Source organism: Leucobacter denitrificans (assembly GCF_014396385.1).
Classification (GTDB): Bacteria; Actinomycetota; Actinomycetes; order Actinomycetales; family Microbacteriaceae; genus Leucobacter; species Leucobacter denitrificans.
On record NZ_CP060716.1, the window covers coordinates 779,352 to 805,356 of the forward strand.

21 protein-coding genes are annotated in these 26,005 nt (G+C 61.4%); 13 read left to right on the forward strand and 8 right to left on the reverse strand.

All coding sequences use genetic code 11. The features are described from left to right. Positions 1 to 135: 135 nt before the first annotated feature. From H9L06_RS03730 to H9L06_RS03750, 5 genes are read left to right on the forward strand one after another with little or no spacing between them, the layout of a single operon-like run. A complete protein-coding gene (locus H9L06_RS03730; protein ID WP_187555906.1) occupies positions 136 to 1,662 on the forward strand; it encodes an ABC transporter substrate-binding protein in 1,527 nt (508 codons plus the stop codon). 37 nt (positions 1,663 to 1,699) lie between these two features. Continuing rightward, the gene (locus H9L06_RS03735; RefSeq protein ID WP_187555907.1) at positions 1,700 to 2,656 is read left to right on the forward strand and encodes an ABC transporter permease; all 957 of its coding nucleotides are present in this window, start codon (positions 1,700 to 1,702) and stop codon (positions 2,654 to 2,656) included. Continuing rightward, entirely contained in the window at positions 2,653 to 3,504 is an 852-nt protein-coding gene (locus H9L06_RS03740) for an ABC transporter permease (RefSeq protein ID WP_187555908.1), read from the forward strand. Before H9L06_RS03735 ends, H9L06_RS03740 begins: the two co-directional genes overlap by 4 nt. Continuing rightward, positions 3,501 to 4,307, forward strand: a complete 807-nt coding sequence (locus tag H9L06_RS03745; RefSeq protein ID WP_187555909.1) for an ATP-binding cassette domain-containing protein — start codon at positions 3,501 to 3,503, stop codon at positions 4,305 to 4,307. The genes H9L06_RS03740 and H9L06_RS03745 overlap by 4 nt, the downstream gene beginning before the upstream one ends. Continuing rightward, positions 4,304 to 5,110: an ABC transporter ATP-binding protein gene (locus H9L06_RS03750; RefSeq protein ID WP_187555910.1), complete on the forward strand. Its 807-nt coding sequence runs from the start codon at positions 4,304 to 4,306 to the stop codon at positions 5,108 to 5,110. Before H9L06_RS03745 ends, H9L06_RS03750 begins: the two co-directional genes overlap by 4 nt. A 21-nt stretch (positions 5,111 to 5,131) precedes the next feature. Here the strand turns inward: H9L06_RS03750 and H9L06_RS03755 are convergent, their stop codons facing one another. Both H9L06_RS03755 and H9L06_RS03760 read right to left on the reverse strand, forming a co-directional pair. Continuing rightward, the gene (locus H9L06_RS03755; RefSeq protein ID WP_187555911.1) at positions 5,132 to 5,386 is read right to left on the reverse strand and encodes an anti-sigma factor family protein; all 255 of its coding nucleotides are present in this window, start codon (positions 5,384 to 5,386) and stop codon (positions 5,132 to 5,134) included. After that, positions 5,383 to 6,033, reverse strand: coding sequence for a sigma-70 family RNA polymerase sigma factor (locus tag H9L06_RS03760; protein ID WP_187555912.1), 651 nt, complete (start codon positions 6,031 to 6,033; stop codon positions 5,383 to 5,385). The genes H9L06_RS03755 and H9L06_RS03760 overlap by 4 nt, the downstream gene beginning before the upstream one ends. A gap of 57 nt (positions 6,034 to 6,090) precedes the next feature. On the opposite strand from H9L06_RS03760, the gene aroA reads away from it, so the two are divergent. Both aroA and rsgA read left to right on the forward strand, forming a co-directional pair. Then, positions 6,091 to 7,590: a 3-phosphoshikimate 1-carboxyvinyltransferase gene (gene aroA / locus H9L06_RS03765; protein ID WP_187555913.1), complete on the forward strand. Its 1,500-nt coding sequence runs from the start codon at positions 6,091 to 6,093 to the stop codon at positions 7,588 to 7,590. 3 nt (positions 7,591 to 7,593) lie between these two features. Next, a complete protein-coding gene (gene rsgA, locus H9L06_RS03770) occupies positions 7,594 to 8,646 on the forward strand; it encodes a ribosome small subunit-dependent GTPase A (RefSeq protein WP_187555914.1) in 1,053 nt (350 codons plus the stop codon). Between the two features lie 184 nt (positions 8,647 to 8,830). Here rsgA and H9L06_RS03775 read toward each other — a convergent pair whose 3' ends face one another. Then, entirely contained in the window at positions 8,831 to 11,047 is a 2,217-nt protein-coding gene (locus tag H9L06_RS03775) for an NADP-dependent isocitrate dehydrogenase (RefSeq protein ID WP_187555915.1), read from the reverse strand. Between the two features lie 133 nt (positions 11,048 to 11,180). On the opposite strand from H9L06_RS03775, the gene bcp reads away from it, so the two are divergent. Next, a complete protein-coding gene (gene bcp, locus H9L06_RS03780) occupies positions 11,181 to 11,654 on the forward strand; it encodes a thioredoxin-dependent thiol peroxidase (protein ID WP_187555916.1) in 474 nt (157 codons plus the stop codon). Between the two features lie 2 nt (positions 11,655 to 11,656). Here bcp and H9L06_RS03785 read toward each other — a convergent pair whose 3' ends face one another. Continuing rightward, entirely contained in the window at positions 11,657 to 12,088 is a 432-nt protein-coding gene (locus tag H9L06_RS03785; RefSeq protein WP_187555917.1) for a hypothetical protein, read from the reverse strand. Positions 12,089 to 12,298: 210 nt separating this feature from the next. Between H9L06_RS03785 and H9L06_RS03790 the strand changes: the two genes are divergently transcribed. Then, entirely contained in the window at positions 12,299 to 12,547 is a 249-nt protein-coding gene (locus H9L06_RS03790; protein ID WP_187555918.1) for a WhiB family transcriptional regulator, read from the forward strand. 72 nt (positions 12,548 to 12,619) lie between these two features. Here the strand turns inward: H9L06_RS03790 and argG are convergent, their stop codons facing one another. Together argG and H9L06_RS03800 are read right to left on the reverse strand one after the other, a co-directional pair. After that, positions 12,620 to 14,041, reverse strand: coding sequence for an argininosuccinate synthase (argG, locus tag H9L06_RS03795; protein WP_187555919.1), 1,422 nt, complete (start codon positions 14,039 to 14,041; stop codon positions 12,620 to 12,622). A gap of 42 nt (positions 14,042 to 14,083) precedes the next feature. Further along, complete coding sequence (locus H9L06_RS03800) at positions 14,084 to 14,920, reverse strand: aldo/keto reductase (RefSeq protein WP_187555920.1); 837 nt, start codon at positions 14,918 to 14,920, stop codon at positions 14,084 to 14,086. Positions 14,921 to 14,978: 58 nt separating this feature from the next. Between H9L06_RS03800 and hrpA the strand changes: the two genes are divergently transcribed. From hrpA to H9L06_RS03820, 4 genes are all read left to right on the forward strand, one after another. After that, the gene (gene hrpA, locus H9L06_RS03805) at positions 14,979 to 18,884 is read left to right on the forward strand and encodes an ATP-dependent RNA helicase HrpA (protein ID WP_187555921.1); all 3,906 of its coding nucleotides are present in this window, start codon (positions 14,979 to 14,981) and stop codon (positions 18,882 to 18,884) included. Between the two features lie 32 nt (positions 18,885 to 18,916). Continuing rightward, a complete protein-coding gene (locus tag H9L06_RS03810) occupies positions 18,917 to 20,146 on the forward strand; it encodes an MFS transporter (RefSeq protein ID WP_187555922.1) in 1,230 nt (409 codons plus the stop codon). 52 nt (positions 20,147 to 20,198) lie between these two features. Continuing rightward, positions 20,199 to 21,095, forward strand: coding sequence for a DUF4349 domain-containing protein (locus H9L06_RS03815; protein WP_187555923.1), 897 nt, complete (start codon positions 20,199 to 20,201; stop codon positions 21,093 to 21,095). 128 nt (positions 21,096 to 21,223) lie between these two features. Then, positions 21,224 to 22,576 (forward strand): NAD-dependent succinate-semialdehyde dehydrogenase, encoded by a 1,353-nt coding sequence (locus H9L06_RS03820; protein ID WP_187555924.1) that lies wholly within the window; start codon positions 21,224 to 21,226, stop codon positions 22,574 to 22,576. A 96-nt stretch (positions 22,577 to 22,672) separates the two neighbouring features. On the opposite strand, the gene H9L06_RS03825 is transcribed toward H9L06_RS03820, so the two are convergent. Continuing rightward, positions 22,673 to 24,706, reverse strand: a complete 2,034-nt coding sequence (locus H9L06_RS03825; protein ID WP_187555925.1) for a DEAD/DEAH box helicase — start codon at positions 24,704 to 24,706, stop codon at positions 22,673 to 22,675. A gap of 124 nt (positions 24,707 to 24,830) precedes the next feature. Further along, positions 24,831 to 25,874, reverse strand: a complete 1,044-nt coding sequence (locus H9L06_RS03830; RefSeq protein ID WP_187555926.1) for an NAD(P)-dependent alcohol dehydrogenase — start codon at positions 25,872 to 25,874, stop codon at positions 24,831 to 24,833. Positions 25,875 to 26,005: the final 131 nt, after the last annotated feature.

Here is a 26,005-nt window from a genome sequence, read left to right on the forward strand (position 1 = left end):
CTCTCTTTCAGCAACCGCGCAACGTAGCGCAGTCATTCAGTTTTTGAATTATTCACTGTTCTGCCTGCGATCGCGATTAGCCCTCGCAGGCTCCCGCTATCGAAACCTGCACCGCCGTGCACCGAGGAGTCCCACGTGAGCGAGAAGGCCACACCAACGTACGAGAAGCGCACGCGTTCGAAGACCCCACTCATCGTCGCGATCATTGTCGTGCTCGCGCTCGTCGTTGCGGCAGTGCTGTATTTCACGCTGCGTCGCGCAGCTGCGCCACGAGAAGCAAAGACAGACATCAACGTTGGGCTCGTGCTCGAGCCCACGAGCCTCGACGTGCGCACCAACGCCGGTGTCGCGACCGGGCAGATTCTCATCGACAACGTGTACGAGGGTCTCGTCGGTATTACCCCGGGCACAGTCGCCGACATTCAGCCTGTGCTTGCGACCGAAATGCCAGAAGTGAGCGAGGATGGCCTCGTCTACTCGTTCACCATTCGCGACGGCGTGAAGTTTCACAGCGGCTCTGACCTCGCAATAAGCGACATCGTCGATTCGCTCACCGCAACCCTCGTGCCCGACAACGTCGGCTTTAGCGCTGAGGTCGAAGCTGTCGGTGACAATCAGGTGCAGATCACGCTGGAACAGCCGAACTCACTGCTCCTTTGGCAGCTCGCCAACACGCCGGGTCTCATTCTCGAGTCTGCGGCAACGAACAACCTCCAAAACTCCGCCAACGGAACGGGCCCATTCGTGTTCTCGGACTGGAAGCAGGGTGACAGCCTCACACTTGAGAAGAACACCGACTACTGGGGTGAACCAGCGAGTGTCGAGTCCGCGACATTCCGCTTCTTCCCCGAGGGCCGGGCCGCAGTCAACGCTCTCAAAGATGGCGACATCGACGTGCACACGGCGCTGCTCTCTCCGCTCCGCGCCGAGTTCGAGGGCAACGCAGACTTCACCATGGTTCGGGCAGCGAGTACCGACGTGTTCACGCTTGCGTACAACAATGCTCGGGCCCCATTCGATGACATCCGGGTGCGCAAGGCCCTCAGCATGGCTATCGACAGCGAGGCACTTGTGGCGAGCCAGAACGGCGATGCCAAGGTGCTCGGCAGCCCGATCACCGAGGGCGAGCCCGGCTACACCGATCTCACCGACGTGAACGCCTACGACCCTGAGGCGGCTCGTCAACTGCTCGCTGAGGCTGGTCAGCAGAACCTGAGCCTCACCATAACGGTGCCGAACTTCTATGAGACCTCGTCGCTCGATCTCATCACCAGCCAGTTCGCCGAGATTGGGGTTTCGGCAAAGGTGAACCCCGTCGAGTTTCCGACCTGGCTGAGCGAGGTGTACACGAACCACGACTTCGACCTCAGCTACGTTGACCACGCTGAGGCGCGCGACTTCAGCAACTACGTTCGCGAGGGCTACTACTTCGGTTACAGCAACCCCGAGGTGAATGCGCTCTACGCAGAGGCAATTTCGAGCATCGATCCAGTGCAAGAAGATGAGCTTCTGCAGCAGGCCGCGACGCTGGTCGCCGAAGACGCGCCCGCGAAGTGGCTGTTCAACTACACGCCAACAAATGTCGTGAGTTCGCACGTATCCGGGTTTCCCGAAGTCAACACCAATTCGCGCGTAAATCTTGCGGGTGTGACGGTCGAGTAGCCGCCGTGCCTCGGTTCTGAGGCACTATTGTCGAACTGTGACGCGATTCATACTCGGCCGCGTGGGCCTCCTGGCAATTGCCTGGTTGCTCGCGAGCGTGCTCATCTTCGCGACACTGCGCATTCTGCCGGGCGACGTCGCCCTGGTCATCGGCGGTTCGAAGGCCTCGCCCGAGCGCACGGCACAGCTTCGCGAAGCACTCGGGCTCAACCAGCCAATCCTCACGCAGTATTTCGAGTGGATCGGCGGGGTGCTGCGTTTCGATCTCGGCGAATCCGTGCTCACCGGCGCATCGATCTCCGCAGAGCTCATTGAAAAAGCCGAGGTCACCGTGCCGCTCACGCTGCTTTCGCTCGCGATCGTGCTGGTCGTTGCGCTGCCGCTCGGTGTGTTCGCGGCGTACAAGCGCAGCTCTGCACTCGGACAGGTCGTGCAGGCTTCGAGCGTGCTCGTCTCTGCGATTCCCGTAGTGTGGGCCGGCCTTCTCGGCATCATCGTGCTCTCTACATGGCTCCAGTGGTTGCCGTCGCAAGGCTTTCCTCGGGACGGATGGAGCGAACCCTGGCTCGCCTTCCGCGCGCTCATCCTGCCCGCACTCACTATCGGCCTGATTGAGGGTGCGATCCTCTTTCGCTTCGTACGCAGCGCCACTCTGCGCGCGCTCGAGGCCGATCATGTGCGCACTGCGATGTCGCAGGGTAATTCGCGGCTTCGGGCGCTCCTCGCGCATGGCCTGCCAGGTGTTGGCCTCTCGGTCGTCTCAGTGCTCGGCCTTCAAGCCGCAGCGCTGCTCGTGGGTGCCGTTGTGGTTGAGCAGCTTTTCAGCCTGCCGGGGCTCGGCCGCATGCTCGTCACCGACGTCGGAAACCGCGATCTCACAAAGGTGCAGTCCACCATTCTCGTGATGACGGGCATTATTCTCGCCCTCGGCGCGCTGGTCGACGTTGTGCACAGGCTCATTGATCCACGCATGAAGGGCAGCTCAGAAGAATGAGAATCCTTCGTCGCGTCATGGGCACCCCATCAGGGTGCTTCGCTGTCTGCGTGTTCGCACTGGTCGCGGGCGCTGCTCTCGTTTCATTCGTGTGGCTTCCTCAAGACCCGAACGCGGCGAGCGCGTCTCGGCTGTGGCTGCCGCCGCATGGTGAGCACTGGCTAGGCACCGATGGCAGTGGCCGCGACATCGCGTCGAGACTTATCGCGGGCAGTCGTGTGTCGCTCGGCGTAGCGCTCGGAACCGGACTGCTCGCCAGCATCATCGGCTTTGCGCTCGCGCTCCCCGGTGGGCTCGGCAACCGGCCGGTGCGCGAGGTTGTCGCGGTCTCGATCGATGTGCTCGTCGCGTTTCCGACAATTCTGCTTGCGATTATGCTCACGGCGGTGTTCGGCAGCGGGATCCCGATTGTCATCATCTCGCTCGGGGTGGCTTTTGGCGTGTCGATCGGGCGTGTACTTCGTGCAGAGCTGCGTCAGGTCGCGGAGGCCGACTTTGTGCTCGCGGCGCGTGTGGCTGGGCTCTCGAAGTCTCGCATTCTGATTCGGCATCTTATTCCGAGCGTGCGACCGGTCTTCGTCGTGCAGCTCACGCTGTCGATGGGCACCGCGGTGCTTGCAGAGGCAAGCTTGAGTTACCTCGGCTTTGGCGCACCCAAAGCGGTGCCGTCGTGGGGCGTGATGCTCTCTGAGACCCAGCGCTATATTTCGATCTATCCCGAGACCGTGCTGTGGCCGGGGCTCGCGATCACGCTGCTCGTGCTCGCGTTCTTCCTCTTCGGCGACGCGCTCAGAGACGCACTCGATGTGCGCGCTCCTGCGGATGAGACCGCGGAGGTGATGCCATGAACCGCCTGCGTGACGCCGAGCACGATTCGGGTGCCGTCTCACTTGAGGTCGAAAGTCTCAAGGTGGCTTTTGGTGACAAAGAGATCATCCACGGTGTGAGTTTTTCGCTCGCGGCGGGCGAGCGGCTCGGCATCATTGGTGGATCGGGATCCGGCAAGACCATCACCGCTCTCGCTATTGCAGGACTCCTCCCGACCGAGGCAAGCGTATCTGGCTCAGTGCGCATGAACGGCCGTGAGCTTATCGGGCTCTCGGATCGTGATCTCTCCCCTATTCGCGGCGAGCGCATCGCTATGGTCTTCCAAGAGCCAAAGACGGCGTTGAGCCCCTTCCGCAAGCTCGGGAAGCAGATGACGGCGGCTCTTGCACTGCACTACCGGCTGAGCCGTGCAGAGCGGCGCGATGCCGCAATGCGGCTGGCACGGCAGGTGGGCCTGAAAGACCCCGAGCGAATGGTTCGCGCGTACCCGCACGAGGTGTCTGGCGGCCAGAGGCAGCGCGCAGCGATTGCCGCGGCCGTGAGCGCGTCGCCGGGCTTGCTCCTAGCAGATGAGCCGACCTCGGCGCTTGATGTGACGGTGCAGCGCGGCATTCTCGAACTCTTTACCGAGATCACCGAGAGCAATTCGTGCTCGCTCATCTGCATTACTCACGACATCGCAGTCGTGAATGAGGTAGCGGATCGGGTGCTCGTCTTTGCAGACGGCGGTATCGTCGAACAGGGAACGGTGCAGGAGATTCTCGAGCGACCGCAGCACACGATTACGCAGTCTTTGATTGCGGCGGCGGGAGGTGTGGCGTGACCGATCCACACCCCCTCGTGCGCCTCGACCGCGTCACGAAGACCTTTCGCACCCCGCCTCGCGGTCTCTTCGAACGGGCGGGCAGCGTGACCGGCCTCGAAGATGCGACGCTTGAGATCAACGCCGGCGAAAGCGTCGCAATCGTCGGCGAGTCTGGCTCTGGGAAGACGACGCTCATACGCCAAATGCTCGGCCTGAGCACCCCAACCTCGGGCACCGTGAGCTTCGCGGGCAGAGAGGTGCGGCCGAGGCAAGACTCGCTGGGGTGGCTGCGACGCCGAACCGGGCTCGTGTTTCAAGACCCGTACTCGTCGTTCAACCCGCGTCGCACGATCGGCCAGTCAGTCGCTGAGTCGCTCGAGGGCAGCCAGATCGAAGGCGACCACCGCGCAATGGTTGCCGCGATGCTCGAACGGGTCGGGCTTCCTGCTGACTCAGCATCGCGGTATCCGCACGCATTTTCTGGGGGCCAGAGGCAGCGGATCGCGCTCGCCCGCGCCCTCGTTCATCGGCCCGAACTACTCGTTGGAGACGAGCCCGTAAGCGCGCTCGATGTGCTCGTTCGCGCGCGCGTGTTGTCGCTGCTCACAGAACTTCGTGAGGAGTTCGGACTCACGCTCGTCACCATCACGCACGATCTTGGCATTGTGCCGAAGCTCGCGGAGCGCACCATCGTGATGCACGGTGGGCGGATCGTGGAGGATGGGCCAACCGCCCAGCTTCTCGAATCGCCAACGCACCCCTACACGAGAGAACTCGTCGCTTCGAGACTCACGCTGCCAGATTCAACCTGGCGAGGCTAGCGCCTCGGCCTTGTGCCGAATCTACGCCTTCGAGGGCTCTGTGTTCAGCCCACGCAGGATCGCGTCGCGAAGGTCTGAGGGCGCGCAATTCTCACGCTCTTCCTCGCACGCGCGGCGCACAACGTCGGTCAATCGCGCACACGCCGATTCCTCGTCTTGGCACGACGCACAGTGCTCAAGGTGCTCTCTGATCGGAGCCGACTCTTCAGCACACAATTCACCGCGCAACAGCTCGTAAATATTGGCTTTCGCTTTATCGCATCCGCAATCACTCATCGCGCGGCTCCTTTCGACTTATCGCCTGCATTCTGTTTGCCTGCAACTAGTCCAACGCCCTGCTCGCGCGCGTATTCCCCAAGTACCTGACGAAGTTTCGAGCGGCCCCGGTGCAATCTACTCATCACGGTGCCAATGGGCACCTCTTGGATGTCTGCGATCTCTTGATAGCTGAACCCTTCAACGTCTGCGAGGTAGACCGCCATGCGGAAATCCTCGGCGAGATCATTGAGCGCTCTCGTCACGATTGAGTCAGGAGTACGGTCGATCGCCTCTGCCTCAGCGGAGCGCGACGACATTGCCGTGGTGGACTCTGCGCCGCCAAGTTGCCAGTCCTCCAGCTCCTCCACCGCACCCATGTAGGGCTGCCGCTGCTTCTTTCGGTACGTGTTGATGTAGCTGTTCGTCATGATGCGATACAGCCAAGCTTTGAGGTTGGTCCCCTCTTCGAATGAGGCGAATGCCGAGTAAGCCTTGAGGAATGTCTCTTGCACGAGATCTTGCGCGTCTTGCGGGTTGCGCGTCATCTTCATCGCCGCACCATAGAGCTGGTCGAGAAGCGGAAGCGCCTCCTCAGTAAACCTGGTCTGGAGGTGCTCTGCGGTCTCGTCTTGCCCGGCGGTCGAGTCTCGCGGAGTGCTATTCACGCTTCGATCCTAGCTCTTCGAACCGAGAAGCCTCGGCTGAGGGTAAGCTCGAGAGTAATGTTTGCAGCAAAAATGAACCGAGGCAAAGACGGCGAGGAAGTTCGCTCTGGTGACGTTGTGGGCGAAGAGGTTGCCCTCTGGGCGGCGCCGACGGTAAGCGCACCGATTCAATCGAGAGTGTCGATCCCCGGGTCGAAGTCGCTCACTGGCCGTGAACTCATTCTCGCCGCGCTCGCTGACGGCCCCGGCACACTCAGGTTTCCGCTTCGTTCACGAGACACCGACCTCATGGTCGACGCGCTGAAGCTGCTCGGCACGAGCATCGAGCCGCTTCCTGGCAAGAACCCGTTCGGCCCCGATCTGAGAATCACCCCCGCCGCCGAGCTCACCGGCTCGACGAGCATCGAGTGTGGGCTCGCCGGCACCGTCATGCGGTTCATGCCTGCGGTCGCGGCGCTCTCGCTCGGCCCGGTCGCATTCGACGGTGACCCCTACGCTCGCAAGCGCCCTATGCGCCCGGTGCTCGAAGCGCTGCGCTCGCTCGGCGCCGATATTTCCGACGATGGGCGTGGATCGCTGCCCTTCACCGTGCACGGCGCGGGGTCTCTGCGAGGAGGCCGTGTCGAGGTCGACGCGTCGCTCTCGAGCCAGTTTGTTTCTGCACTCCTGCTCGCCGCGCCGAGGTTCGCCGAGGGTGTGCACGTGATCCACACCGGCGAACGTCTGCCGAGTGTGCCGCACATCGAGATGACGCTCGAGGCACTGCGTGCACGCGGCGTCGAAGCTGACTCGCCCGCAGTCGGTGAGTGGCGCGTCGCACCCGGGCCGATTGCAGCGCGCGACCTTGAGATTGAGCCCGATCTGTCGAACGCTGCCCCGTTCCTCGCGGCCGCACTCGCTACTGGTGGGTCAGTGTCGATCCCGAACTGGCCCGCCGACACCACCCAGGTGGGCGACACCCTGCGCACCCTACTTCCGGAGTTTGGAGCGACTGCGACGCTTGAGAACGGTGTGCTCACCGTGGCAAGCAGCGGGCCTCTCCGCGGAGTGAACCTGCACATTCCCGAGGCTGGCGAACTGTCGCCGACCTTCGTGGGTCTTGCGGCGCTTGCCGCGCAGACGAAGCCTGACGGCTCCCCCGGCGAGCCGAGCACGATCACCGGAATCGGGCACACGCGCCATCACGAGACCGACCGCATCGCGGCACTGGTTACCGAGATCAACGCCCTCGGCGGCCGAGCTGAGGAGCTCGAGGATGGCATTGCGATCCACCCCGCCCAGCTGCACGGTGGCCTGTGGCACGCCTACGCCGACCACCGAATCGCGTCGACCGGTGCACTCATTGGCCTCGCGGTAGCGGGTGTCGAGGTTGACGACATTGCGACGACCTCGAAGACACTTCCTGAGTTCCCTGAGCTCTGGTTGGGGCTTGCGGGGGTCGAGCCAGCGCCAGCAGGCGACGACAGTGGCGACGACAGTTCTGGCGTCACTACGTCTGGTTTCGTGTCGGGTGGAGCCCTGCTCGATGGCATGGGCAACTTCATCGGCGGGTCCTGAGTCGTGAGCTGGTTCACCGTCGACGATGATGACGACGACGTTCCGTACGGCGAGTACGCCGACCACGAGGTGCGTCAGCGCCCGAACCCGAAGGCGAATCGGCCCCGCACAAAGCGCCGCCCTGAGCACTCCGACGCGGTTACCGGCATGGTCACGGCGGTGGATCGCGGTCGTTACACCGCCCTCATTCCTGGCGACGCTCGCTCCTCTGAGCGAACGGTGCTCGCAGCGCGCGCTCGCGAACTGCGCAACACCGCCATTGTGATTGGCGACCGAGTGCACCTCGTGGGCGACGTGAGCGGTGACGAAGGGTCACTCGCCCGTATTGTCGGTCTCGACGACCGCACGACACTGCTTCGCAGGAGCGCCGACGACAGCGACAGGCTCGAGCGGGTCATGGTTGCAAATGCCGAGCAGATGCTCATCGTTGTTGCGGCCGCGAATCCCGAGCCTCGCGTTCGCTTGGTGGATCGCTACCTCGTCGCGGCCTATGACGCCGGCATGCAGCCACTCCTGTGCATCACCAAGACCGACCTCGCCTCGCCAGACTCGTTTCTCGAGAACTTTGCGGCACTCGAGGTTCCGGTGTTTCGTTCGGCACCCGGCGCCTGGCCACTCGAGGAAATTCGCGAGGCGCTCGCGGGCAAGACAACCGTCTTCGTCGGTCACTCTGGGGTAGGGAAATCTACGTTGATCAACGCGCTCGTGCCTGACGCAGATCGCGCCGTGGGTCACGTCAACGAAGTGACGGGTCGCGGTCGACACACCTCGTCGTCGTCAGTCGCACTGCGCGTCGCTACCCTGGGTGCGGAAGGCGGCGAATCGGGCTGGGTGGTCGACACCCCGGGTGTGCGCTCCTTTGGCCTCGGACACGTCACGAACGATGGAATCCTGCGCGGTTTCACCGATTTGGTGCCCTATCTCGACGAGTGTCCCCGCGGGTGCACCCACACGTCGGACGCACCCGATTGCGAGCTCGATGCCGCGATTGCAGACGGGCGACTCGACGCTATTGGTGCGCAGCGAGTCGAGTCTCTGAGGCGCCTGCTCTCGTAGCGGCCGCACCAGCACCAGCACCAGCACCAGCACCAGCACCAGCATTCAAGCAGGAGTTCCTCACTCAAACGGGCGCTTCTTGCGAAGTCGTCCTGTTTGGCTGCAGAAAACCGCCTCTTTGCTGCATGCCATCAGCAAAGAGGCGCCCAGGGGTAACCCCGGGCGCCTTTCACAACGCTACGCGCTAGATGTTGTCAATGACCTCGTTCAGGGTTGCTGAGGGTCGCATGATCTGTGCCACGAGCTTCACATCTGGAAGGTAGTAGCCACCGATGTCGGCTGGCTTACCCTGTACTGCGAGCAGCTCTGCGACGATCTCTGATTCCTTCGAGACGAGCGCTTCTGCAACCGGTGCAAACTTCTGCGCCAGCTCAGCGTCTTCCGACTGGTGAGCGAGCTCCTGAGCCCAGTACTGCGCGAGGTAGTAGTGGCTGCCACGGTTGTCAGTGGTTCCGAGCTTGCGGCCCGGTGAGCGGTCCAACTCAAGGAATGTGCCTGTTGCGCGATCAAGGGTATCGGCAAGCACCTTCGCCTTCGCGTTGCCCGCGAACTCAGAGAAGTGCTCAAGCGACGCTGCGAGTGCAAAGAACTCGCCGAGCGAATCCCAGCGCAGGTAGTCTTCCTCGAGCAACTGCTGCACGTGCTTCGGCGCCGACCCGCCAGCACCAGTCTCGAAGAGGCCACCGCCCGCGAGCAGCGGAACAATCGAGAGCATCTTGGCACTGGTTCCGACCTCGAGGATCGGGAAAAGGTCGGTGAGGTAGTCACGAAGCACGTTGCCCGTCACCGAGATGGTGTTTTCACCGCGACGAATGCGCTCAAGTGAGAACTTCGTTGCGTCAGCTGGTGCGAGGATGCGGATATCGAGTCCGTCAGTATCGTGACCCGCAAGGTACTCGTTCACCTTGGCGATGAGCTGCGCGTCGTGTGCGCGTGCTTCGTCGAGCCAGAACACTGCGGGCGCACCGGTCGCGCGGGCACGCGTGACCGCGAGCTTCACCCAGTCGCGAATCGGGGTGTCCTTCGTCTGAGTACCGCGCCAGATATCGCCAACCTGCACCTCGTGCGAGATGAGCACCTCACCAGCGCTGTTGACGACCTCAACGCGGCCTGGAACAGAGATCTCAAACGTCTTGTCGTGGCTGCCGTATTCCTCAGCTGCCTGAGCCATGAGGCCCACGTTCGGAACCGTGCCGATGGTCGCGGGATCGAGCGGCCCATTTGCAATCGAGTCTTCGATAGCGGCCTGGTAGACACCCGCGTACGACGAGTCAGGAATCACAGCGAGCGTGTCTGCCTCGCCACCGTCTGCGCCCCACAGCTTTCCACCGTTGCGGATCAGAGCCGGCATCGAAGCGTCGACAATCACGTCTGAAGGGACATGCAGGTTTGTGATGCCCTTGTCACTGTTCACGTACGACAGACGAGGCCCGCGCGCAATAACCGCGTTGATCTCGTCTGCGATGTTCTGGCCGCCAGGCACCTTGTCGAGGCCCGCGAGAATCGCGCCCAGGCCGTTGTTTGGCGTGAGTCCTGCTTCTTCAAGCGCGAGACCGTGCGCGTCGAATACGTCTTTGAAGAACGCTTTGACTGCGTGACCGAACAGAATCGGGTCGCTGACCTTCATCATGGTTGCCTTGAGGTGGAGCGAGTACAGCACGTCGTCTGCCTTCGCGGTTTCGAGCGTCTCAGCAAGGAAACGATCGAGCGCGCGCGCCGAGAGGAACGTAGCGTCGACAACCTCACCCTCAAGAACAGGGAGGCTCTCTTTGAGCACAGTCTCGGTGCCATCTTCAGAGATCAAGCGGATCTTGAGCGTGTCGTCAGCAGGCAACACGATCGACTTCTCATTTGAGAAAAAGTCATCGTGCCCCATTGTCACAACGCGCGTCTTCGAGCCATCGCTGAATGGCTTGTTTACGTGTGGGTGCTTACGCGCATACCCCTTCACCGCAAGCGGTGCACGACGGTCGCTGTTGCCCTGACGCAGCACAGGGTTTACTGCAGAACCCTTGATGCGGTCGTAGCGAGCCTGAGCCTCAGTTTCTTCGTCAGTTTCTGGCTCTTCTGGGTAGTCAGGAACGTCGTAGCCCTTTGCCTGCAGCTCAGCAATTGCTGCTTTGAGTTGTGGGATCGACGCAGAGATGTTTGGAAGCTTGATGATATTAGCTTCGGGAGCTTTCGCCAGTTCACCCAACTCTGCCAGCGCATCGCCTACCTGCTGTTCCGGCTTGAGGCGCTCTGGGAACGCCGAAAGAATGCGCCCCGCGAGCGAGATATCGCGTGTGTCGAAAGCAACACCTGCTGCGCCGGCAAACGCCTCCACAATCGGAAGAAGTGAGGCAGTTGCGAGTGCTGGAGCCTCATCAGTATGGGTATAAATGATGGTGGAGTCAGTCACGTGGGGTTGTTCTCCCGTTCAAGTTTTGGTGCTGGGTTTAGCCCCTATAGCTTAGCCCATTCAGCGAAAAGTATCTCGATGTCGAGAGAAATGTAGATTCTTTGCTCAGGTAGCACTCGGTATGGTGATTGTCATGACAGAACGCGTGATCCTCGAGCCCGGAATGCCCGCCCCAGAATTCTCACTCACCGATCAAGACGGCAACGTTCTTTCTCTTGCCGACCTTCGTGGCACTCGAGTCATCGTGTTCTTTTACCCCCAGGCCATGACACCAGCCTGCACAATGCAGGCGTGCGAGTTTCAGGAGTCAACCGAGCCATTCGAAGCCGCGGGCTTTCGCGTGCTCGGCATTTCACGCGACGACGTCGAGAAGCTTAAGCGATTCGCCGACCGCGACAGCATCGAATACCCATTGCTTAGCGATCCAGACACCGAGGTGCATCGCGCATACGGCGCATTCGGTGAGAAGAACAGCTACGGTCGCATCGTTGAAGGCGTGATTCGCTCGACCTTCGTGATCGATAGCGAGGGCAAGATCGAACACGCACTGTACAACGTGAAGGCAACCGGCCACGTCGCACGCGTGCGAAAGCTACTCAGCGTCTGAACTTAATCGACGTCTGGATTGCTCGGATCTGAGCCTTCCAGAGGCTGCGGCTCGGTGGGCCGGATCATCAGAGCTGCCACGAAACCAACCACAGCGAGAAGCAGCATCACGCTCCCAACAAGCGGGGTACCAATGATGCCTTGGAGTACCCCGGCTCCCGCTGCGAACATGAGAATGTGCAACACCACCGATGAGGCGCGCACCCAATTGCCGAGTTTTCGGATTAGGCCAAGCAACGTGATGCCCACCCACACGATGCACACGATCAAACTGATGAGCAGACCGACCCAAATCGGTGCGAGCACATCCCTGTTCGGATCTGTATCTGGAAACGTCGGAAGCATGCCGATAAGCAGGAAGATACCTGCCAGACACTCGACAGTAAGGACCGCAGCAAGCACTCTCCGCGCCATAATTTGCCGCACATTCGGCATGATTCTGTGCCCTTTCTCGAAACAACTACAAAAAGACTATTGTCTTTCGTTCATTTCCGTGGAACCATATATTCATCGAGTTCGCGCACGCCGGTGTGAGCATTCTCAATCACGTAGGCAAATTACACCGCGCGAACATCTAGGCTAACCAGCCTCGCTGAGTCGCGCGCTGACACGAGAGCATCGCGCGTGCGACGCAGAGGAGGAAACATGGATTGGCGTGAACAGGCAGCGTGCCTCACTGTAGATCCGGAGCTATTTTTTCCGGTTGGCAACACCGGACCAGCGGTAGACCAGATTGAGCGGGCAAAGTCCGTGTGCGCTCGCTGCCCAGTGACCGAGATGTGCCTTCAGTACGCAATGGACACCGGTCAGGATTCAGGCGTATGGGGCGGACTCAGCGAAGACGAGCGTCGTGCTCTCAAGCGCCGCGCCGCTCGCGCACGTCGCGCCTCCTAATCCGTCGCGCTTCTCAAGCGCAGACAACGAAAAAGCCCGGGCCGCGGCCCGGGCTTTTTCGTTGTCTAGAACCTAGTCGGTACCAGAGTCAAACGCGGCCGAGAGACCGAGTTCGTCGGCGTCTTCGTCGATCCCGCCAACTGCATCAGCAATCTGCTCAGCGCCGCCAGCTTCAAGCTTGCCGACGAGTTCTGCCGTCGATCCACCGACCAGCCCGAGGGCTGCGTACTGCTCGAGACGAGCGCGCGAATCTGCGATATCGAGGTTGCGCATCGTGAGCTGACCAATACGATCTTCAGGGCCGAAGGCCGCACCCACCGTACGCTCCATCGAGAGCTTCTCGGGGTGGTAGCTGAGGTTCGGGCCAGTCGTGTTCAAGATCGTGTAGTCATCGCCACGACGCAGACGAAGCGTGACTTCACCCGTGATTGCAGAACCAACCCAGCGCTGCAGCGATTCACGCAACATCAGTGACTGTGGGTCGAGCCAGCGGCCCTCGTACATGAGGCGACCGAGCTTGCGACCGTCGTTGTGGTAGCTCGCGAGCGTGTCTTCATTGTGGATCGCGTTGACCAGCCGCTCGTAGGTAATGTGCAGGAGCGCCATACCCGGAGCTTCGTAGATTCCACGCGACTTCGCCTCGATGATGCGGTTCTCAATCTGGTCTGAGACTCCGAGACCGTGGCGGCCGCCAATGGCGTTCGCTTCGTAAACGAGTGCGACCGGGTCGTCGAACTCGACGCCGTTGATTGCGACCGGTCGGCCGGCTTCGAAGCGCACCGAAACTTCTTCGGTCTGCACCTCGACGTCGTCGCGCCACGCAGCAACACCCATAATTGGCTGAACGATGTCGAGCCCCGCATCGAGGAACTCGAGCGTCTTTGCCTCGTGCGTCGCGCCCCAAATATTTGCGTCAGTTGAGTAGGCCTTCTCAGCCGAGTCGCGGTAGGGGTACCCGTGCTCGACGAGCCACTCGCTCATCTCTTGGCGGCCACCCAGCTCTTCAACGAACTGACTGTCAAGCCAAGGCTTGTAGATGCGAAGGTTCGGGTTCGCCATGAGCCCGTAGCGGTAGAACCGCTCGATGTCGTTGCCCTTGTAGGTCGAGCCGTCGCCCCAGATCTCAACGCCGTCTTCCTTCATAGCACGCACGAGGAGCGTACCGGTGACGGCACGACCGAGGGGCGTGGTGTTGAAGTAGGTCTTGCCACCAGAGCGAACGTTGAATGCACCGGTCTGGAGTGCTACGAAGCCCTCTTCTACCAGCGGACGCTTCGCATCAACGAAACGCGCGATCTCGGCACCGTAATCCTTGGCACGACCGACAACACCCTCGATATCTGGTTCGTCGTACTGACCAATATCTGCGGTATAGGTGCAGGGCACCGCACCCTTGTCGCGCATCCACGCAACAGCACAGGAGGTGTCGAGACCTCCGGAGAAGGCGATGCCGACGCGCTCGCCCACGGGAAGGGAAGAAAGAACCTTGGACATGCTCTCTATCCTAAAGGCTTCGCGGAGGCCCTCAGTACCGCCCTAGCGAATGTCCATCTCTCGCGGGTTCGAACCAAAGTTGCGCTGCTCATCGAGCGCATCAATCGCGGCGACCTCTTCGGCCGTGAGTTGAAAGTCAAAGAGCTGTGCATTCTCAACCATGCGCTCGGCACGAACTGTCTTCGGAAAAACAATGCGGCCTGCCTGCGCATGCCAGCGCAGGATAATCTGTGCGGGGGTTTTGCCGTGCGCTGCGGCGGCAGCGGCGATGACATCGCGCTTGAAGAGATCCGACTTGCCCTGCGCAAGCGGACCCCAGGCCTCAATCTTGATGCCCTTTTCAGCACAGTAGGCCACGAGTTCCTTGCGCTGATGCAGCGGGTGCAACTCGATTTGGTTCACCGTCGGCACGACCCCGGTAGCGTCAATGATCTCTTCGAGGTGCTCAATCTCAAAGTTTGAAACGCCGATCGATGTTGCGCGCCCCGACTCAGCGATTTTGGCGAGTGATCTCCAAGCTGCTAGAGCTTCACCGAACATTGGCTGGGGCCAGTGCACAAGGTAGAGGTCGACACGGTCGAGGCCCAGCCTGCCTAGGCTCTCCTCAAACGCTCCTTCCGCCCGCGTCTGCTCCGAGTTCCACAGCTTCGTCGTAACAAAAAGGTCCTCTCGTGCAACTCCGCTGCGCGCAATCGCGGCCCCAACTTCAGCCTCGTTCCGATAGATCGCAGCGGTGTCAATGTGGCGGTACCCGGCCTCGAGCGCATCAATTACTACGCGCTCTGCCTCGCCCGGATCCACTTTGAACACACCGATGCCCAACTGCGGAATCTCATTACCGTCGTGAAGCGTGATGTTCGGAATGTTCAGCTGCGTCATTGCGTCTCCCTCATTGCGTCGCGCGTTCCGCGCACCATTCCAGGATAATGGTGTGGTCATGTCTAATGCCCAAGGCTTACCCCACATACAGTTTCCGGAAGATCTTCCGGTTTCGCAGATGCGCGACGAGATCGCGAAGGCAATCACCGACCATCAGGTCGTCATTGTTGCGGGAGAAACCGGATCGGGCAAGACAACACAGCTCCCAAAGATCGCGCTTTCACTCGGGCGAGAAGCCATCGCGCACACCCAGCCGCGACGCATCGCCGCACGCACCATTGCCGAGCGCATTGCAGAAGAGACTGGCACGGAGCTCGGCGGCCTCGTGGGCTACCAGGTGAGGTTCACAGACCAGGTGTCTAAGGACACGAAGATCCGCCTGATGACAGACGGTATTTTGCTCAACGCGATCCACCGAGACCGTGACCTCAAGGCGTATGACACCATCATCATCGATGAGGCGCACGAGCGTACGCTGAACATCGACTTTTTGTTGGGCTACCTGCAAACCCTGTTGCCGCGTCGCCCAGATCTCAAGGTGATTATTACCTCGGCAACGATCGACCCCGAGTCATTTGCGAAGCACTTTGCAGACCCAAAGACGAAGAAGCCCGCCCCGATCATCGAGGTTTCGGGCCGCAGCTATCCGGTCGAGATCCGTTACCGGCCGCTCGTCGAGGAGACAGAACAGCCTGACCCGAAGGGTGGCGCACCGAAAATTCGGCGCATCGAGCGAGACCTCTTCGACGCGATCGGCGAAGCAGTCGGAGAGTTGGGGCGTGAGGCCCCGGGCGACGTGCTCGTGTTTCTTTCGGGCGAGGCCGAAATTCGAGACGCCGCCGACGCGCTCAAAGGCCAAGTGGCGAGGGCACGAACGCCCACGGAAATTCTGCCTCTCTACGGTCGCCTATCGTCTGCCGAGCAACATCGCGTGTTCGAGCGCGCAAAGCAGCCGGGCGGGCGACGCATTGTGCTCGCAACAAACGTTGCCGAGACCTCACTGACCGTGCCCGGGATTCGCTACGTCATCGACGCGGGAACAGCGAGAATTTCCCGGTACTCGGCCCGCAGCAAGGTGCAGCGGCTCCCAATCGAGGCGATCTCTCAGGCGAGCGCGAAGCAGCGTTCTGGCCGTTCGGGTCGAACGAGTGCGGGCATTGCGATCCGACTCTACAGCGAAGAAGATTTCGAGTCTCGCCCGGCGTTCACCGAACCCGAGATTCGGCGCACGGGCCTCGCGAGCGTCATCCTCCAGATGCTCGCGCTCGGCCTCGGCGATATTGCGGGCTTCCCGTTCCTCACTCCCCCGGATCAGCGCGGCATTGCTGACGGCCTCGGGTTACTTGCTGAGCTCGGAGCGGTGCGCACGAATGGCAAGGGATCGCGCGCGAAACACACCATCACGCAAACGGGCCGTCAGCTCGCGAGGCTCCCGATCGAGCCCAGGTTCGCCCGAATGGTCATCGAGGCGAAGCGGCACGAGGTGGTTCCCGAAGTTCTCGCAATCGTTGCGGGGCTCACGATTCAAGACGTTCGCGAGCGACCCCAGGCAGAGCGCGGCAAGGCTGATCAGTTGCACGCGCGGTTCGCTGATCCGCTCGGCGACCTCATGACGCTGCTGAACCTCTGGAACTATCTGCAGGAGCAGCAGCGCGAGCTCTCGTCGAGCGCATTTCGCAGGCTGTGCAAGGCCGAGTTCCTCAACTTCCTCCGTGTTCGCGAGTGGATGGATTTGGTGCGTCAGCTCTCGCGTGCGGCAGGGGTGAAGGGCCGCGTCGGCGAGGTGAAAGGCGGATCGGCAGACGCGATCCACCGATCTGTGCTCGCGGGGCTGCTCTCGCAACTCGGTGTTCGCGACGACCGCCAGGAGCGCAAGATCGCGGGAGCCCGCGGCTCGGCAGCACCCGGCGCGGTGAAGCGCAAACCGGCGCAGGAGTATCTCGGTTCGCGCGGCACGCGGTTCGTGCTCTACCCGGGCTCGGTGCTTGCGAAGAAGCCACCCGAGGTTGTGATGAGCGTCGAGCTCGTAGAGACCTCACGGCTATTTGCGAGGTCTAACGCGGTGGTGGATCCGGAGTGGGCAGAGGAGCTCGCCGGTTCGCTCGCGAAGCGGCAGATCTCGGAACCCCACTGGGAGCGCAAGCAAGGGGCTGCAGTCGCGAACGAGCGAGTGACGCTCTACGGTGTGCCAATCGTTGCGGGGCGACGTGTGCAGCTTTCGCGGTTCGATCTGCCGCTCGCCCGCGAGCTTTTTATTCGCCACGCGCTCGTCGACGGCGAATGGTATGCGGGAACGCAGAGTTCGCCTCACGCGTTTGATCGCGCGAACACCCAGCTCAGGCGCGAACTCGAACAGCTCGAGGAGCGCACGAGGCGCCGCGACATTGTGAGCGACGATGAGGCAATTTTTGAGTTCTACGATGCGCGAATCCCGGCGAATATCGCGAGCACGCGTGACTTCGAGGGATGGTGGAAGGAGAAGCGGTCTACCGATCCACACTTCTTGCACCTGCGGCGTGAGGAACTGCTCGAGAGCGACGACGACCCCGTTGACGATCGCGAGTACCCCAGGCAGTGGCAGCACGGCGACCAGACCTTAAAGCTCAAGTACCGGTTCGATCCGACCGCCGAAGACGACGGCGTGACCGTGAATGTGCCGTTGCCGCTACTCCCCCGACTTGAGCCGCACGACTTCGAGAAACTTGTGCCGGGAATGCGCGAGGAGCTCGTCACCGCACTCATCAAGACGCTCCCGAAGGCGATTCGTAAGCATGTCGTACCCGCCGCTGATTGGGCGCGCACGCTGCTCGGCTCCGTGGGCGAGCACGTCGACGATGGACGGCTCACCGAACTGCTTGCCAACGAGATCAAGCGCCGCACGAGCGTGCAAGTCACAGCAGAAGATTTCGACCTCGAGCGGCTGCCTACACACCTCACACCCACGTTTCGTGTCATCGACGGTCGCGGTCGCACTGTCGGCAGCGGCAAGAACCTCGTCGATCTGCAAGCTAAGCATAAGGAACAGGCGACGAAGGGTGTTGCGAAGGTCGCGCAGGCGTCACTTCCGAAGAGTGACCTCGAACGCACAGGGGTTACTGCTTGGGAGTTCGGCGATCTCCCGAAACACGTCGATTCGTCGTTCGCGAAGGGTCGCGCAGGCAGCGCGGGCGTGGTGCGGGCGTACCCCGCAATTGTGGATCGGCGCACGGCCGTCGACCTCGTGCTCGTTGCAGATGAAGCAGAGCAGCAACGGCTGACCCGCCGAGGGATAAGACGTCTCGTCGCACTCTCGAGCCCGTCGCCCGCGAGCTACATTCGCGACCATCTGTCGAACCAAGAAAAGCTGCTACTCGGAGCGGGTCCCTACCGGTCGCTCGACCTCGCGATCGCCGATGTATCGCTCGCGGTCGCCGACCGCGTGATCCGCCGCCACGCACCTGATGGACTCGTCTGGCGAGCCGCCGACTTCGAGCAAATCGCTAACGACTACGCAAGCAGCCTCATCAACGAGATTTATGCGGCAATTGCGCTCACCGCCAAGGTGCTCGACGGGTTGCGACTGGCACGCAAGGCCATTGATGAGGCGAAATCCATTCAGGTGCTTGGCCAGGTGGCCGACGCCGCAAAGCAGATTGACGGCCTCGTGTTCGACGGCTTTGTGTCGCGCACAGGCCTCGCTGCACTCGAGCGAATCCCTGTGTATCTTGAGGCGATCCGCATTCGAATGCGCGGGTTGCAAGAGAATTCGGGCCGCGACCGCGCGTGGCAAAACGAGGTGGATCGGGCACTCATACTCTTCTCGGAGGCAGGTGGCACGATCCCACTTCCCGCAGACCCACCACCCCACCTTGAGCGCACGCGCTGGCTCATCGAGGAGCTGCGTGTGAGCCTATTTGCTCAGCAATTGCGCACCTCTGAGCCGGTGTCACTGCAACGAATTCAAAAGGCTCTCGCGACGAGGTGATAAAAGCTCCGCGGGGTGGCTAGACTCTGCTGGTGGGAATTTATCGGGAACTTGGTCGCCATCCGGGCGTCTACCGCGTGCTGGCATCGCAACTCACCGCGCGCTTTCCGTTCGGCATGCTGTCGATCATCATTCTGCTGCACATGCAGCTGCAGTACGGCGACTACACTTCGGCCGGTATCGTGCTCGCCGCGCAGAGTGTTGGCCAGGCGATAGCAGGCCCCCTCACGAGTCGCCTCATGGGCACGTTGGGCATGCGCCGCGTGCTCGCAACGACCTCGATCGTCTGCAGCGCCCTGCTTGTGACCATCGCGTTCGTACACCTGCCATTGCTCATCGTGACCGCGCTTGCTTTCCTCATCGGCATCACGACTCCGCCAATTACTCCGGCGGTTCGCACGCTGTACCCGCGCATGGTTCCCGGCAATCAGATTTCTGCCCTGTTTTCGCTCGACGCAGCTGCCCAGGAAATCATCTGGGTTGTGGGTCCCGTCGTCGCAGTCTTCGCCTCGTCGCAGTTCGGCACCCCTGTCGGCCTGTGCGTTGCCGCTGCGGCCATGCTCATCGGTGGTGCCTGGTTCATCACGACTCCTCTCATGTCAGTGGTGAAGCTCCCGAAGTCTCGCACGCGGCTCGGAGTGGTGCTTCGCAGACCAACCGTGCTCATTTCCACGGTGATCGGCTTCTTCTTTGTCGCATCGTTTGCCGCGATTGAGGCGGGCGTCGTGCGAGCATTCGCACCTACCGACGGCTCGGCATCACACGGCAGTCTCGAGTCAGGCCTCGTGCTCGCATTCTTTGCTGGTGGATCGCTCGTCGGCGGACTAATAATCGGGCATCGCCCAGTGCGCCCGTGGTCGGCGTTCGTGCGTATCGCAATTGTGCTTGCCGGCACCGCCGCGTGCCTCGTGAGCCTGAATATGTGGTGGCTCTCAGCCGTGCTCTTCTTGGGTGGCATCGGCACCGCGCCAACGTTCGCCGCGATTTCGAGCATGATTGGTGCGACGGTCAAGTTCTCAGAGACCGCCGAGGCATTCGGGTGGATCGGAACGGGGCAACTCGTCGGAGTCGCTGCGGGCTCGGCAATTGGCGGCGTGGCCATCGACGCGATGGGTGCGCACGGCGCGATCTACGTTTCCGTGGGTCTGCTGGTCGTCGCGGCAATTATTGCAGCGAGCACGACTCGCTGGATCCCGGATCTCAAAGGCATCGACATCGAGCAGCCACCAGAAACCGGGACAATCGCAATCCCGCTTCCGTAACGTTTTGCTGCGGCATCTGTGCGTGACAGCTCTCGCTGAGTATGTTGATCGCATGAAGAGACTCCGCACATTCCTCGGCGTTACCGCCCTGCTCGTGCTCCTGCCCCTCACTGCGTGCTCTGCGCCGCCGAGTTCGACTGAAGCGCGCGACCTCGGAGGGGTCGAGATGAACGACGGAGGTGCGGTCGGTGGATCCGCCGCCGACTCGTCGGTCACCTCGCCCGAAAGCATGGTCATGACCGATGACCGCTCGATCATTCGCACGGGCAGCCTCGACCTCGAGGTTGAGAGCGTGAGTGAAGCCTCAGAAGAGATCGCTTCAATAGTGGATCGCCTTGGCGGCGAGGTCGCTTCGCAGCAGGTGTCCGGCGATGGGGATGCGACACAAAATGGGAGCATCACGCTTCGCGTTCCCACGGACAGCTTTAATGAGGCATTCGACGCGTTCTCTGAGGTCGGTACTGTGCGCTCAGAACAGCGCGGGAGTGACGATGTGACTGAGGTCCACGTCGATCTTGCTGCTCGCGTGAAGGCTCTGGAAACTTCGGTGGGCAGGCTCACAGACCTTCTCGAGACTGCGGAATCGACAAGCGACCTCCTCGAAATTGAAAGCGCGCTTTCTGCGAGGCAAGCTGAGCTCGATGGTTTGAAGGCACAGCTCGAGTCACTCGAGGGTCAAATTGAGCAGGCCACGATCTCGATTTGGATGACCGAGCCGAGTGTCTTGCCCGGCGGTGGACCGCAGAATTTCTGGGAGGCGCTCAAGGCAGGAGTAGCATCCATCGGCAGCTTCGCCTCCGGTCTTGTGATCTTCGTCGGCATCATCTTGCCGTGGCTACTCATTCTCGGCGTCATCGCCGCAGCCGTGCTCATCCCTATCGGTATCCGCAGGAAGAAACGGAAGATGCCGACTCCGACGGAATCGGTGAACAATTTGCCCAGAGAGTGACGATACGAACACTATTTCGCCTGGATCCCACCTGAAAACGCAAGGCGCGCCGAACTAGTATTGGCGCGCGTGGTGTGCGAGACTTGGAGTCCCAAACACCGACGAAGTCACTAAGGAGTGAGTCATCTATGGGCACCTTCGCCGTCATCAACCCGGCTACTGGCGAGACCCTCGCTGAGTACCCGGAAGCGACCGCAGCCGATATTGAAGCAGCACTCGCTGCAACCCAAAAGACCTACCAAGAGTGGTCACGTAAGACGACCGTCGCCGAGCGTGCAGCGCTCGCAACCCGCGCTGCAGAACTCTTCGAGGAGCGCAAAGAAGAACTCGGCGAAATCATCAACCGCGAGATGGGCAAGCCCCTCGACCAGTCGATCGGCGAGGCAGAGTTCTCTGGTGCGATCACCGCAGCCTTCGCAAACAACGCTGAGGCTTGGCTTGCTGATGAACCACTCGAGGTCGAAGACGGCCTGAAGACATTCTTCCGCTTCCAGGGCACCGGCGTAATCCTCGGCATCATGCCGTGGAACTACCCGTACTACCAGGTTGCTCGCTTCGCAGTGCCGAACCTCATTCTTGGCAACACCATCGTGCTCAAGCACGCAGCACAGTGCCCAGAGTCGGCACTCGCGCTCGAAAAACTCTTCCGCGACGCAGGCTTCCCTGAGGGCGCATACGTAAACGTATTCGCGAGCCACGAGCAGATCTCTGACATCATCGCTGACGACCGCATCGCGGGCGTCTCGCTGACCGGTTCAGAGCGTGCGGGCGCAATCGTCGCAGAGCAAGCTGGCCGCGCACTCAAGAAGTGCGTACTCGAACTCGGCGGATCTGATGTGTTCCTCGTGCTCGACACGAAGGATATCGACCACGCAGTCGAGCACGCTGTTGGCGGCCGCATGGAGAACACCGGCCAGGCATGTAATGGTTCGAAGCGCATCGTCGTCATGGACTCGATCTACGATGAGTTCTCGAAGAAGTTCCTCGAGGCCATCGCTGGCCAGAGCTACGGAAACGACTTCGGCCCGCTCTCGTCTGCGGCTGCAACGAAGACCCTTACCTCGCAGGTGCAGGGCGCGATCGATCAGGGCGCTGACGTGCTCGTCGGCAACAACACCCCCGACGGCAACGTCTTCACCCCGACCGTCATCGGTGGTGTGACCCCATCGATGGACGTGTACAGCCAGGAGCTCTTCGGCCCCGTTGCACAGCTGTACAAGGTCTCGAGCGATGAGGAAGCGATTGAACTCGCGAACTCCTCACCGTACGGCCTCGGCTCGGTCGTGATCTGTGATGACCTCGAGCGCGCTGAGCAGGTTGGTAACCAGCTCGACGTGGGCATGGTCTTCATCGGTGGAGCCGGCCTCGAAGGTGCCGATGTTCCATTCGGTGGCGTGAAGAAGTCGGGCTACGGGCGCGAGCTCGGTAAGGTCGGCATGCTTGAATTCGCCAACAAGAAGCTCTTCCGCTTCGCAGGTTAAGACCTAACACAAAGAACGGTTCGGCTCTCATTTGAGGGCCGAACCGTTCTTTATGTATCTGCGTTGTCGTTAGCTAGCAGCTAACGACCGCACAACTTACCAGCGAGGCTTGCGCTTTCCGTCGGCACGGTTGTTGCCGAAGTCACGGCCACCGCGATCGCCCCGATCGTTGCGGTCACGATCGCCGCGATATCCACCGCGGTCTCCGCGGTCGTCACGGCCGTAGCCACCTCGATCACCGCGGTCGTTTCGATCGCCTCGGTATCCACCGCGATCACCGCGATTGTCCCGGTCACCCCGGTATCCGCCGCGATCCGATCCACGGTCGCCACGGTAACCGCCACGGCCACCGCGATCTGATCCGCGGTCACCGCGGTCTTCAAATCCCCGACCACGCGGAGCTGGGCCATTGTCTTCTTTGAGCTCGATGAGCTTGCCGCTCACACGAGTCGCACGCAGAGCGTCGAGCGCCTCGCGCGAAAGACTCTTCGGCAGTTCGACGAGCGAGAAGTCATCGCGAATCTGGATACGACCGAAGTCATCACGGGTGAGCCCGCCCTCGTTCGCGATAGCACCGATGATCTGACCGGGGTTGATCTTCTGGCGGTGTCCTACCTCGATGCGGTACATGCGCAAGTCGTCGCGCTGAGTGCGCTGGCGGCGCTCTCCGCGGTCGCCACGGTCGTCGCGGCCACGCCCACGGTCGCTGCCCGCGTCTTCAAGGAAACGCTGCGCCTGCTGGCGGTCGCGCGCGAATTTTTGATCGTCTGATTCGTCAAGGAGCAGCGGTGTGCTGCCCTGCGAAACCACCGCAAGTGCGGCAGCAACATCGTTCTCGGGCACGTCGTGATGACGCACGTAGTGATCAATGATGTCGCGGAACTTCTCGATGCGATCGGTCTCGTCGAGTGCTGCGGTGATTGCATCGTCAAAGCGAGATAGGCGCGTTGCGTTCACCTCGTCGACGCGCGGCAGCTGCATCTGCGTAAGAGGCTGCTTGGTCGCTCGCTCGATCGACGAAAGCATGCGGCGTTCGCGAGGCGTAACAAAGCTGATCGCATCACCTGTACGGCCCGCACGCCCGGTGCGGCCGATGCGGTGTACGTATGACTCGGTATCGATCGGCAGATCGTAGTTGACGACGTGGCTGATGCGCTCAACATCAAGGCCGCGCGCAGCGACGTCTGTCGCGACGAGGATATCGAGGCGGCCGTCTTTCAGAGACTGCACGGTGCGCTCGCGCACGTTCTGCGGAATGTCGCCGTTGATCGCAGCGGCTGAGTAGCCACGCGCGCGCAGCTTCTCTGCGACCTGCTCGGAATCGCCACGCGTGCGGGTGAACACAATGAGCCCGTCGAAAGTTTCGACCTCGAGGATGCGGGTGAGCGCATCGAGCTTCTGCATGTACGACACCACGAGGTACCGCTGGGTGATGTTCGCCGAAGTCTGCGTCTTCCCGGCGATCTTCACCTCTTCAGGGTCGTTGAGGTACTGCTGCGAGATGCGACGAATCTGCGCCGGCATTGTCGCCGAGAACAGTGCAACCTGTTTCTCTTCTGGTGTGTCAGCGAGGATCGTCTCGACGTCTTCCGCGAAGCCCATCTTCAGCATCTCGTCGGCCTCATCGAGCACGAGGTACTTGATCTCTGAAAGATCGAGCGAACCACGCTTCAGGTGATCCATAATTCGACCAGGCGTGCCCACGACGATGTCAACGCCGCGCCTGAGCGCAGAGAGCTGCTGACCGTAAGCCTGGCCACCGTACACCGGCAGCAGGTGCACCTGCGGCAGCTTCGAAGCGTAGCTCTCGAACGCCTCACAGACCTGGAGCGCGAGCTCTCGAGTTGGCGCGAGCACGAGCGCCTGAGGCACACCCTGGCCGGGTTCGATGCGGGAAAGAATGGGGAGGGCGAACGCGGCAGTCTTACCGGTTCCGGTCTGGGCAAGACCAACAACATCGCGGCCCTGAAGCAGGGTCGGAATAGTTGCGGCCTGGATCGCCGAAGGGGTTTCGTAACCTACGGCGGTGATTGCCTCAAGTACCTCGGGTGCGAGGCCAAGATCGGCAAAAGTCGTGCGCTGCTCGTCTACGGGGTCTGTATCGGGCGCGTTATTCTCAGAAGAGGGCATCGTATCAGTCTACACGCCCCGAGTCACTCCCAAGTGACTACGTTCGTGATTCGCGGCGGGCATGCCTCCGCGTCGGTCGCGCCTCCACTCACAGTGAGAGGAACGACCGACACGGATCCACCGGTTAGGCGTGTGGCGTGACTACCGCTCGACCGCTCAACTTGCCGTCGTGCAGGTCGTGATACGCCTGGAGCGCCTGATCCATCGAGTAGGTCTTGACGCTCGGCGAGATCTTCCCTGCCCGGTACAGCGCGACCACTTCGTAGAGTTCCTCGATCGTTCCCCAGTAGGTGTTCGTGAGTTCGGCCTCGTAGGGGTTCGAGTAGAAATCCCAACTCGTCGGTTGACCCGCGACTCCAACGATCGTGATGCGACCTCGGCGGGCGATGACCTGCTGGGCAACCTTAATCGTGGGGGTAATGCCTACAAAGTCGAACACCGCGTCGACACCCTGACCGCCGGTGAGCTCACGGACCCGATCCGCCTGCCCCTCACCGCCCTCAACTGGAATCGCACCCGACTTCTCTGCCTCAGCCATTGCCTCGGGCTTCATGTCGGTCGCGTATACCGTGGCGCCGGTGATAGCGGTAAGAATCTGCACTGCGATCTGCCCGAGTCCACCGAGCCCAATCACGAGCACGCTTTTGCCACCGCCCTGCAGCTTCGGGAGCGCGAGTTTGATTGCGTGATACGGCGTCAGGCCCGCGTCTGAGAGAGGCGCTGCGGCCACGGGGTCGGCATCACCGAGCGGAACAAGGTTGCGCGCGGGAACCGTCATGTATTCGGCCATTCCGCCGTCGCGACCGAGCCCGGTCGCGAGATAGGGCTGCTCTGCCGCGTTGTAGCAGTAGGTGTCTTGACCTCTGGAGCACGCCGGACACTGCCCGCAGCCAATGGGACCGTAAGACAGGTACGCATCACCGACATTCACGCCGGTCACGCCTTCGCCGAGTTCCTCAACCCATCCAGAATTCTCGTGGCCGAGCGTGTAGCTCGGTGCGAGCTGGTCACCCATGCTCTCATCAAACTGTTCGAAGATCGCAACATCGGAGTGGCAAGCGCCAGCGCCTGCAATCTTGAGCAGCACCTCACCGGGCCCCGGTTTTGGGCGCTCAACCTCTTCGATTGTGGGGAATGTCTTCCAAGCTGTAAATCGTACTGCTTTCATGATGCACTCCTTGCTGCGCGCACGGGGCGGTACTCAGGGCAACTACAAGCACCGACTTAACACCCAGTACTTACGCACTTTCGATCGTATGCACGCACCGCGCGAATTTCTAGTGAGTCTGGGATACCGGA